The following is a 9,153-nucleotide window of genomic DNA, read 5'->3' on the forward strand; positions in this document are numbered from 1 at the left end:
CCGCATGGCCTGGACGCTGGTGGAATTGCTGCCCGGTGACGGCGTCCGGATCGTCCTGATCGACCCCAGTCTGAAAGACAAGCCGGAACGCATCCTGTGGGAACACCTGAAGGATGCCGAGCCGGACCGCCCGTTCGAGCTGACGCCCGTGCCCGATCCGATCTTCGAGATCGACGACCGCGACGAGGAGGATGCGCCGCGTACCTTCCGCTTGGGATCGGAGCTTGAACTGGCGGAGCCTCCCGCCATCGTCCGGCCGAAGTTCCTGGACCAGCCTCCGGCACCGGTCGAATTCACGCCGTCGCGCAGGACCTCGGCGAAGGCTTCGGCGGGGTCCGATCCGGCGTCGGCCGGCGGCCTGTGGCCGCCCTCGCGCAGCACCGTGGCGAAAGCCGGCGCAGCGGCGGCTGCCCTGGCCGGCATCGCCGCCGCCGTGCTGTGGAGCCTGCCCGAGCACGTCGTTCCCATGGCGGAACAGCCGGTACCGCCGCCGGTGGTCCAGGCGGCGCGCCTCGCGGCGCCGGCGGCTCCGGCCGCTCCGCCGACCATACCGGCGCCCGTCCCGCCGCCGCCGGCCGATGCGACGCCGAAGGAAGCGGCAGGGCTTTTCGGCAAGTGGTCGAAGGATGCCGCAAGCTGCGCCACCGAATATCTGCTGTACCAGCCCGACCGCAGCTATCTGTTCGATGCCCGGACCTCGCTGGCTTCCGGCGGCACCGTCTATTACGGCATGGTGGACGACGACCTGATCGCCTTCGACGGCTCGACCGAAGCGCGCTACAGCCGCCTCGGGCCTGACAAGATCCAGCAGGTATCGTATTTCAGCACCCGCACAGGCCCGCATCCCGGCGGCCCGGCGCTGGTCCGTTGCCCTGACGTCGATCCGCCGGACCGGGTGGACTGGACGCCGGCCAGTGCCGACCGCGCCACCGCCATGGCCCTGATCGCAGAAGCCCGCGCCCAGTTCGAAGCAGCTCAGGCCTCCGCCGGTACGACGGAAACGCCCGACCCGTTGCGCGGACGCTGGGGCGCCAAATGCGACCTCGGCTATATCGAGTGGACCGACGGGCTGCAAACCTCGTGGAGCACCTTCGGCGGCACCGAAAAGCGCACCATCACCCAGTACAAGCAGTTGGGAACCCGCTTCACGATCGTCTTCGAGGGCGGCTATACCCAGTTCTACGACATCGTCGGGAACGACCATATCGTGCTGTCCGGCGTCGGCGCCCAGGGCGCCCTGACCGACTCCTCACCCCCCGCCTGGATCGCCCGGCGCTGCCCGCTTTGAGCGGCACCTGATCCCGTCAAGCCTGGACTTGATCTCGGCATCTCCCGGCGCAAGCTGACGTGAGGACTTCAACCTGAAGTTCAGATGTCAACCGCTCATCTCCGGAAAGGAGATACCAAGATCAAGCCTTGGCATGATGGTAGAAAGAGAGCCCCAGTAACCGGCAGCGCTCAGCCCCCGCCGATCCGGCGGTAGACGAAGGGCGGCGGCGGGGCGCCGGCTTCGCGTTCGGCCAGTTCGAAGATTTCCGCATGGTGCGGCGACAGCCCGCAGGCCGGGTCCACCGCGTCGGCCGAACCGGTCAGCGCGAAGGCCTGGCAGCGGCAGCCGCCCCAGTCGATCTCCCGCCGGTCGCAGGTCCGGCAGGTCTCCGGCATCCAGTCGGTCCCGCGATAAGCCTGGAAAGCGGGGGAGTTGTGCCAGATATCCGCCAGCGACTTGTCCTGCACCCGGTCGAACACCAGCCCGGTGATGCTTTCCGCGGCATGGCACGGCAGCACCTTGCCGGCCGGAGAGACGTTGAGGAACTGCCGCCCCCAGCCGCCCATGCAGGATTTCGGGCGCTTGGCGTAGTAGTCGGGGATGACGTAGTCGATCATCAGCCGGCCCTTCAGCCGCTCCCGCGCCTCCGTCACGATCGCGGTGGCGTTGTCGAGCTGTTCCCGCGTCGGCAGCAGCGAGGCGCGGTTCTTCAGCGCCCAGCCGTAATACTGGACGTGGGCGACTTCCAGCCGCTCGGCTCCCAGCTTCAGCGCCAGCTCGATCATCTCTTCCAGCCGGCCCAGGTTGTGCCGGTTGACGACGGCGTTGACGGTCAGCGGCAGCCCAAGTTCCCGGACCTGCCGGGCGAGGTCCATTTTCCGCGCCTGGGCGCCCTTGAAATTGCCGATCCGCTCGGCGCTCTCGATGTCGGTATCCTGGAAGCTGAGCTGAACATGGTCCAGTCCGGCGTCGTACAGGTCCTGCAAGCGGGCGCCGTCCAGCAGCACGCCCGACGTGATCAGGTTGGTGTAGCAGCCGAGGCTGGCGGCGTGCCGCACCAGATCTACCAGATCCTTGCGGACGGTCGGCTCGCCGCCGGAGAAATGGACCTGAAGGACGCCAAGTCCGACCGCCTCCTCCAGCACCCGCTTCCAGGTGGCCGTGTCCAGTTCGGCGCCCGACCGCTCCAGCTCCACCGGGTTGGAGCAGTAGGGGCATTGCAGCGGGCAGCGGTGGGTAAGCTCGGCCAGCAGCGCCAGCGGCGGGGCGGGCGCCGCGGAGCCGGCTTTTTCCTTGGCCGGAGACGGCGAGAGGGCGTTCATGGCGTGATGATCCCCTTGTCGGCCAGATCCTGGAGCAGAACAACGACATCGGACGCCACCGTGTCGCGATCCGCCTCGAAGGTCTTGGCGAGGTCGTCGATGATGTCCCGCAATGTGGTGCCGCCGTTGCACCTTTTCAGGATCTCGACCGCGATCTCATCCGGCATGAAGACTTTTTCAGGCGCCAGCACGACCCAGGCGTCGCGCGCCTGATCGAACCGGAACTTCACGTGCCGCGGCAGCCGCGGCACGCTGTCTTCGGTGACCGTCGGACGAACGCTTCCGCTGTCCTCGCTCATAATCAGCGCCTGAGTTCGGTCGTGAACCCTTCCGGCACGAAGGCGCCGGGCGAGATGTGGCCGGGAGCGACATAGGCATAGTACAGCGCGTCGAGCTGTGCCCACAGCACGTCGCACTTGAACTCCAGAGCCGCCAGAACGGCCTGCTGCTGGTCGGGCCGGCGCGCCTCGCGCTTGACGTAAGCCAGCGCGAAATCGGCGTCGCGCGGCGCTTCGGTCAGGCGGTTGTTGAAGTAGGCCAGCGTTTCCTTCGACACGAAGTCGTAGTTCGCCAGCATGCCGGAAACCCGGTTCTGGATGATGCCGGGCGAGAACAGCTCCGTCAGAGACGAGGCGACCGCCTCCAGCACCGTCCGGTCGCGGACGAAATGCACATAAGCCTCGACCGCGAAGCGCGTCGTCGGTAGGAGACCGGCGCAGCTTTCGACATAGGCGGTGTCCAGGTGCAGCCCTTCGGTCAGCTTCAGCCAGCGGGCGATGCCGCCTTCGCCGGGCTGGCTGCCGTCATGGTCGATGATCCGCTGGCGCCAGGCGCGGCGGTCCTCGACACTGGTCAGGCGCGACAGCACGACCGAGTCCTTGATGGGAATGTTGCACTGGTAATAGTAGCGGTTCAGCGCCCAAGCCTGGACCTGCCCGAAGTTCAGCCTGCCGGTATGCAGCAGTTCGTGGAACGGGTGGAGGCTGTGGTAGCGGGCGGCGCCAATTGCGCGCAGGCGTTCTTCAAGCTGGTCGGGGCTCAATAATTCAGTCATGGCGATACCTCCATTCCGTCTTCCCCCACTTCCCAGCCGGCTTCTTTTACGAATGCTCGTTCGGGGCTGTCATCCAGCAGTATGGGGTTGGTATTGTTGATGTGGATGAATATCTTGCGGCGGATGCCGAGATCGGCGAAGGCGGCCAGCGACCCGTCCGGCCCCGACACGCTCATATGCCCCATCCGCCGTCCGGTCTTCGTGCCGACGCCCTGGATGACCATTTCGTCGTCGCGCCAGAGCGTCCCGTCGAACAGCAGCAGCTCGGCGCCGCGGACGCGGTCCGCCAAGGCGGGGGTCAGCCGGGCACAGCCGGGAATATAGAAAAAACTCTTGCCAATACCGCTTATGCGCAGCCCGACCGTGTCTTCCGTCTCGCCGTCCAGCACCGGTGCAGCACCTTCCAGGTACAGCGCTACCTTGCCGGGGACCGTGAACATCTCGACGGTGATGCCGCTGGGACCATCGGGACCCTCAAGCTCGACCGAGGTGTTCAGCGCCAGCGTCCGGCGCTTCACCAGATCGGCGTTCAGCACCTGGAAGACGCTGTTGGCTGCGAGCACTTCATGGATGCGCGACGTCGCGTAGAGCGTCAGCGGCTGGCTTTCCCGCAGGTTTATCAGCCCGCAGACATGGTCCACGTCGCCGTTGGTCAGCACGGCCCCGATGATCGGGCTGTGCCGGCGTCCGGATTTCGGGTGGAGCAGGGGGGTATCGAGGATCTGCTTCCGCAGATCGGGCGAGGCGTTCAAAAGGAACCAGCTCTCGCCGTCGGCGCTGATCGCAAGGGACGACTGCGTGCGCGGCTTGGCGACGGGGTCGCCGCTCCAAGCCCTGCGGCAGGTGTCGCAGTTGCAGTTCCATTGAGGGTAGCCACCGCCGGCGGCCGAGCCCAGCACAACTATTTTCACGGCCGTATCCAGTCTTCAACCGCAGGCGGTGCGGGTAGCTTAGGGTAGATTAGATCTCGGCGCAGGCGTAGCAGTTGATTTCCATGCCGACGGCGATCTCGACGATCCGGGGGGTCTTCCACTTCATAGCGTAATCCTCTCCTGGTTGGGACATTACAAGCGAAGCTCGGGGTTGCACACCTTGAGCACAGCTCGCCTCACCATTTCGTGGGTGATGGACTTATATAATAGCGATCCGGACGAGACTGTAACGCTGTACTTTGGTCTAAGACCGTTTGGGTCAAGGGGCAGGCCCCAATTTGGAATGGTTGAAAACCTGTCCGGTAACATCCGGAATTAGCGGAGATGCCGATCCGCACCCTGCTTGTCCTGCCCTTCACCGAGGGCGTCGGTGGACCGCTCCCGCCTCGCCTGCCGTACGTGCCGCTTCTCGGTGTACCACTCGGTCACGACGACTCCGACCGCCAGCCAGAAGCCGCCGACCACATAGCCGCTGGCGACGTCGCTGAGGAAGTGGACGCTCAGGTAGATCCGGCTGAAGCCGATCATCGCTATCGCCACTGCTCCCCAGAACACCACCTCGAACCGGGCACGCGGCTTGGTCTGGATCGTCCGCCATACGCTGTAGGCGATGAAGCCATAGACGGAAATGGCCGCCGTCGCGTGGCCGCTGGGGAAGGCCGGGCTGTGCGCCTCGATCAGGTCCCAGTTAGCCGGGCGCTCGCGCGCGATGATGTATTTGGCGCTCCAGGTCGTGACCTGGGCGCCCAGCACGCAGATCCAGTATGGAATGACCAGATGCCCCCGGCTGCTGCTCCACCACAGCAGGGACGCCACCAGCCCGACGATGGTCGTGGTCGGACCTTCACCCCACAGGGTCAGCCACACCATGGCGTCGATGAAGGGCTGGACCCGGTGCGCGTCGAACCAGCGGTCCACCGCGTTGTCCAGCCGGACCAGCCCTTCGGCCTCGTGAAGCTCCTGCACCAGCCCGCCGAACAGCGCCACCAGATACAGGGCGAACAGGACCATCAGCGTCAGCGGCAGCCCGTCGAAGCGTTTCGTCCGGAGCCGCGATGCCACGAAGCGGAAAGCGCGTGGGAACCGCTGCTCCAGCAGCGCCACCACCGGCCGGTCGCGCACCCAGTGGCGCGACGTGCGGACGGGGCCCTGCAATCTGGCGGCGCCGTAGCGGATCAGCACCATCGCTCCCCACGCCATACCATAGACGGCGGCCAGACCGAGCAGCAGGATGCCGGAGGCCAGGAGCAGGTTGAGGGTCGTTATGGCCGGTCTCCGGATGACGATGAGCGCAAGGTGCCGGTCAAACCCGCGACCGGCCTATCGGTTCCCGATCGGCAGGGCAACGGAGCGCGCCTGCCGGTCATGCCGGCATCGGCACCGCCCCAAGCCTTGCCGTATCAGCCGAAGAAGCCGATCCGGTGGACGACGCCGATGCTGACCCGGCGCATCAGTTCGTACAGCCCGTTCATCGGCGTGAAGATGTCCTCGTTCTCGCGCTGATAGTTCTGGCTCTCGTCGCTGGCATAGGTCGCGCGCTCGCCGAAATCGCCGGTCACGGCGGTATCGGTCGTCGCCGGGAAAATGCGCTCCAGCTGGCTGACCGCCGTCGGGATGTCCAGGTGCAGCACCCGCAGCAGCAGGCGGGCATGGGTCGTGTTGTGCTGGTTGCTGAACTGCGGGATGTGGGTCGACAGCAGGAAGATCTCGTGGATCAGCGCTATCCGGACCGCGTGCAGCACGCCAAGCTGTTCCCGCGCCGCCACGCTCACCAGCGCCCCACAGCCGCCGCCCTCGATCTGGTCCAAACCGTTCCGCAGGATGCAGTAGTCGGCGAACAGCTTGCGTCCGACCTTGGTCTGGCGGGCGTGGAGCTGGGTGTCCTCAAGGTATCCGGCCAGCCGCCGCATCTGCTCCGCCCGCGCGCGGTCGGGGGTCTTGGCCGCCCGCAGCAGCCACAAGCCGGGGTCGAGCGTGTCGATATAGGCGCGCAGCGCGTTGGGCGACGCGATGGCGGCGCCGTATTCGACCATGCCGATCAGCTGGCGGAACCGGTTGGAGCGCAGGTAGAGCTGGCGGAACCGTTCCGGGTCCTTGTCGATCGCCTCGCCGACGCCGCTGATGGTATTGGCCGGCAGGCCCAGTTGCTGGAGGATCGCGTTGTGCGGGATCGCGCGGATCTGGCTGACCGACGCCTGCTCGATATCGTCGTTGCCGTCGTGCTGCCGCTTGATCGCGCGGCTGCCCGACGGATAGAGCAGGTTGGTGCCGAAGGCGCCCAGCAGCGTCGCGTAGTCCTGGCTCCTGACCAGCGAGACCTGGAACTCCTTCACCGTGGTAAAGAACTCGGTGATGTAATCCGGATCTTCGTAATAGGGGTCGTTCCGCGCCTCGCCCCGGTCGCCGAACATGTGCTCCAGGATACGGGTGATCACCGCCAGCGCCCCGGCGGGCGACACGAAATACAGGAAGCCGTCGCCGCCCTGGAAGCTGACCTCCTGCTTGAAATCGACTTTGTTGTCGGCAAGGTACTCCAGCGAATACGGCGTGGCGGTATAGCTCAGCCGCTCCTCGAAGCCCGCCGGGTGCGCACCCCGGCCGATCGATTCGCCATGGGTGTCGAAGATGACGAGCTGGACGCCCGTCAGCCCGTGCTTGGGGAACAGCCGGGCGATGCGCAGCCGCAGCCGCTCGATCGACGCCGAGGCCGGCGTCTGTCCCAAATAGCGCCCGGCGTCGGAAAAGCCGGTCTGGATGCACAGCCGGCCGCGCGCCTGGACATAGGCGCGGTAATGCGGATTGTCGAGCAGCTGGTCGATCACCCGGCTGCCCTGTTCCAGCGCCTTTTCCGTCTCGAACAGCGGGCTGATATCGACCTTGTCGGCGACGCCGAACAGCTTGGCGTAATAGAGCGCCGTCAGCGGCGTGAAGGCCGACTCGCACTCGGCGATCAGGAAACGGACCGGCGTGGTCGCATCGGCGTATTTCAGCATCTGCGCCACGATCATGAACAGCCGCTTGGCGGATGTCCGCTCCGACATGATCGATCCGAAGTTGATCGTCTGCGGCCTGACCTTGTCGAGCAGGTCGTTCAGCGAGTTCAGGTAGGACTGGCGATAGCGCGGATCGTCGGGAGCCGTTTCCATCCCCACGGTCTTGCGGATCGCGTTGTGTAGCTGGGTGGCATTGATCCGGACATGGGTGTGCGCCATGCCCAGTCCGTAGTTCGCCATCTCCGCCCGCAGGGTGCAGAGCCGGTGGATGGCCGGCTGGCTGGCCTTTTCGGGAGACCCCGCCAGCCGGATGATCCGGTCGATCAGTCCGATCGCCTGGGCGTTGTCGATCAGGCGCAGCGAGATGCCGTCGTGCATCCGCTGGGCGATGCGCTGGATATGGGGCAGCGCCTCCGCTTCTCCGGGGTCCTGGCCGAAAACGCCGATCTCGTCGGTCACTTCGTTGATCGCCAGCGCCAGCCGCGATTCCAGAAGGTCCAGCGTGTGGCGGATGTCCTCACCCCCGGATGCCGGTCCGCCCGATGCCGGTCCGGTAACGGTCAGCTCGCGCACCGCCCGGACTTCCTCCCGGTAGTGGCGAAGCTGGGCCACCTGCACGATCAGGCGCTTCCGCAGCGTATCGGTCCACTTGATGTCCGACCGCCCGTCCAGGTCGTAGCCGACCCAGCTTGCCACCGTGATCAGGCGCGGCGTCAGTTCGGTCCAGCGGTCCGGATAATGATTGGCCGCGACGCTATGGACGATGCCGTAGAGCTGACGCAAGGCGGCCTGGACGTTGCCGATCGCGATCAGCGACAGGTTGTGCTCCCGCGTCAGGCTCAGGTCGTCGTCGGGCCGGTGGACCAGCCCCGCCATATGGTCGACCAGTTCCCGCCGGGTGGACTCGGGCAGGGGGGTGCCGTCGCCGGCCCGGCCTGAGGCCATCGTGGTCAGCAGCTCCATCAGCTCGCCCGACAGGTTGAACGTCGGGTGCGCGGTCATGACGATGCCGAACAGCTCGTGCTCGACCTGAGCGCGGAACCGGTCGAACGGCGCTGGCTCCGCGGCGCCCGGCGGCATCGCCAGCGCTTCGATCTTGTCCGTCAGGATGCGGATATTGGCATCCGGGTCCATTTCCCCGACATAGCGCTTCAGCCGGGCGGCGCGTCCGATGAAGCCGTCGGCCGACAGGTACTGGATCAGCTGCTCCAGCGTCGCGTAGGAGACGGAACCGTTCTCGATTCGGCGCGACAGCTCCAGCGCCACCCGCTGGATCGGATTGCTGAACGGGTCGTCGTCGGTCGCTTCGTCGAAGCGCCTGAGGGCGGCCACCAGATCGGCGGTAAGGGCGGCCAGATCGGCCGGCGCCGCGTCTACCGGGGGAAAGCAGGCATCCTTCGTCAGCAGCGGCCAGTTCGATCCGGTCATGCCGTCCTGCGCCGGTTCGGTCGTCCAGGCAGTCTCCGCCGGGCCGGCCGCGAGAACAGGGGAGGCGATGCCAGGGGAATCCTGCTGCATGGTGCGGGCTTTCGTCGAACGGGGGCTGCGGGTGGAAGCGGAGCGGCCAGCACCTGGGGCGGCT

At 66.3% G+C, this 9,153-nt stretch carries 8 protein-coding genes; 1 reads left to right on the forward strand and 7 read right to left on the reverse strand.

All coding sequences use genetic code 11. The features are described 5' to 3' along the window. Positions 1 to 1,288 (forward strand): hypothetical protein (locus tag AC5JJ6_RS15435; RefSeq protein WP_496042906.1); only part of this gene is annotated, 1,288 nt, incomplete at its 5' end. A gap of 170 nt (positions 1,289 to 1,458) precedes the next feature. Here the strand turns inward: AC5JJ6_RS15435 and pqqE are convergent. From pqqE to AC5JJ6_RS15470, 7 genes are all read right to left on the reverse strand, one after another. Then, positions 1,459 to 2,592: a pyrroloquinoline quinone biosynthesis protein PqqE gene (pqqE, locus tag AC5JJ6_RS15440; RefSeq protein WP_496042907.1), complete on the reverse strand. Its 1,134-nt coding sequence runs from the start codon at positions 2,590 to 2,592 to the stop codon at positions 1,459 to 1,461. Next, the gene (gene pqqD, locus AC5JJ6_RS15445; protein WP_496042908.1) at positions 2,589 to 2,891 is read right to left on the reverse strand and encodes a pyrroloquinoline quinone biosynthesis peptide chaperone PqqD; all 303 of its coding nucleotides are present in this window, start codon (positions 2,889 to 2,891) and stop codon (positions 2,589 to 2,591) included. The genes pqqE and pqqD overlap by 4 nt, the downstream gene beginning before the upstream one ends. Before the next feature lie 2 nt (positions 2,892 to 2,893). Beyond that, complete coding sequence (pqqC, locus tag AC5JJ6_RS15450; protein WP_496042909.1) at positions 2,894 to 3,646, reverse strand: pyrroloquinoline-quinone synthase PqqC; 753 nt, start codon at positions 3,644 to 3,646, stop codon at positions 2,894 to 2,896. Then, positions 3,643 to 4,557 (reverse strand): pyrroloquinoline quinone biosynthesis protein PqqB, encoded by a 915-nt coding sequence (gene pqqB / locus AC5JJ6_RS15455; RefSeq protein WP_496042910.1) that lies wholly within the window; start codon positions 4,555 to 4,557, stop codon positions 3,643 to 3,645. The genes pqqC and pqqB overlap by 4 nt, the downstream gene beginning before the upstream one ends. 49 nt (positions 4,558 to 4,606) lie before the next feature. Then, positions 4,607 to 4,684: a pyrroloquinoline quinone precursor peptide PqqA gene (gene pqqA, locus AC5JJ6_RS15460; RefSeq protein WP_084165078.1), complete on the reverse strand. Its 78-nt coding sequence runs from the start codon at positions 4,682 to 4,684 to the stop codon at positions 4,607 to 4,609. 209 nt (positions 4,685 to 4,893) lie between these two features. Beyond that, the gene (locus tag AC5JJ6_RS15465; RefSeq protein ID WP_496042911.1) at positions 4,894 to 5,763 is read right to left on the reverse strand and encodes a phosphatase PAP2 family protein; all 870 of its coding nucleotides are present in this window, start codon (positions 5,761 to 5,763) and stop codon (positions 4,894 to 4,896) included. Positions 5,764 to 5,978: 215 nt separating this feature from the next. After that, positions 5,979 to 9,153 (reverse strand): phosphoenolpyruvate carboxylase (locus AC5JJ6_RS15470; protein WP_496042912.1); only part of this gene is annotated, 3,175 nt, incomplete at its 5' end.

Source organism: Skermanella sp. (assembly GCF_059503625.1).